Origin of the sequence: Streptomyces sp. NPDC005303 (genome assembly GCF_040607335.1) — a bacterium.
Lineage (GTDB): Bacteria > Actinomycetota > Actinomycetes > Streptomycetales > Streptomycetaceae > Streptomyces.
Genome location: NZ_JBEXGM010000084.1, coordinates 1 through 1,444, shown reverse-complemented (window position 1 = coordinate 1,444; position 1,444 = coordinate 1). Strand labels below are relative to the sequence as shown.

Annotated in this window: 1 protein-coding gene; it reads right to left on the bottom strand. The window is 70.2% G+C overall.

Translation table 11 applies throughout. The features are described 5' to 3' along the window. Nucleotides 1-176 precede the first annotated feature (176 nt). Nucleotides 177-1,444: cellulose 1,4-beta-cellobiosidase (locus tag ABZT93_RS40355; RefSeq protein ID WP_356114116.1), on the bottom strand; the 1,268-nt coding region annotated here is incomplete at its 5' end.

Genomic DNA, 1,444 nt, shown 5'->3' with positions numbered 1-1,444 from the left:
CTTCGGGGTGCCGGAGAGGGACGTGTTCGCGTAGAACTGCCGCTTGAACACGGGGGAGGCGCACGACACGGCGGCCGAGGCGGGGGCCGCCGTCACGGCGAGCAGACCACCCGAGGTGGTGAGCACGACGGCGGTGGCGGCCGCGGCGGTCGTGCGTCTGGCTGACTTCATGACGATCATGACTCGCCGGGGGAGGAGAGGGGTGTACCGCGAGCCGGTGCGGTGACCGCCCAGCCGCCCGCGGGCAGGGTCTCGGTGCCGTCGGGCAGGACGCCGGTCACCCAGTAGTGGGAGGTGGTGCCACGCCGCGAGCCGGTGTCGAAGTACTGCGAGGACGTGCCGGCGAGGTCGGCGATCTTCTCGTACGAGGAGCTCGCGGGGTTCCACCGGTAGACGCGGAAGCCCCGCACGGCGTCCTCCCCGAGCCCTGACCACGAGAGATAGTTGCCCTCGTCGCGCACGGCCTCCTGCACCGAGAGGTGAAGCGGCGAGCCCTCCGGTGTCGGCACGCTCGGCGTCATGTCGAGCTCGGTGGCGACCACGGCGTGGACCTGCTCGTCGCTCCACTCGTTGGCGGAGTTGCCCTCGTCGTCCACCGCGTCGAGGAAGAAGCAGACCTCGTCCCCGTCGGGCAGCGTGGTGTACGTGTAGGACGTCTCGTCGGGCGAGACGTAGTCCACCAGGTCGGCGTAGCAGAGCTGTCCGTCCTCGTCATCGACGAGTTCGCCGCGGTGGACGGTGTAGTGCCGGAGGTCCGTGGCCGGGCTCTTGTCCCAGTCCAGACGGAAGCCGTACTCGGTGGGGGTCACGTTCAGCCCGGTGACGAGCGGCGGCGGATCGTTGTCCCAGATCCTGCCCTGCTGCGGCGCGGACCGGGCGGACTCGTTGCCCGCCGCGTCGACGGCCGAGACCCGGTAGTAGTACACGGTGCTCTCGGCGGCCGAGGTGTCCAGGTAGGAGGACTGCCCGGTGCGGCCGACGGCGCTGTACGTGCCGTTCTCGCTCGCCGCCCGGAAGACACGGTAGGCCGCGGCGCCCGTGACGTCGTCCCATACGACCTTGAGACCACCGGTACCGGTGCCACCCGGCCGCACCTCACCGGTCGTGCCCGTGATGGTGGGTACACCCGGCGCGACCCGGTCGACGGTGGTCACCGGCTGGTCGGCGCTGCCGCCCGACTCGTTGCCGGCCTTGTCGTAAGCGCGGACCTCGTAGTAGTAGCCCTCTCCGGTCACCGGCAGCGAGCTGTCGGTGTACGAGGTGAGTGCGGTCGTCGCGAGCGGGGTCACCGGGAAGGAGGCCCCCTTGAGCCGCCGGTAGACGCGGTATCCGGCGAGGTCCATCTCTTGGTTCTTCGCCCAGGTGACCTTGGCCTTGCCGGTGGCCTGGTCGTACGTGACGGAAGTGCCGGTCGGTGTGAGGGGTTTGACCTTGTCGGTGTCGG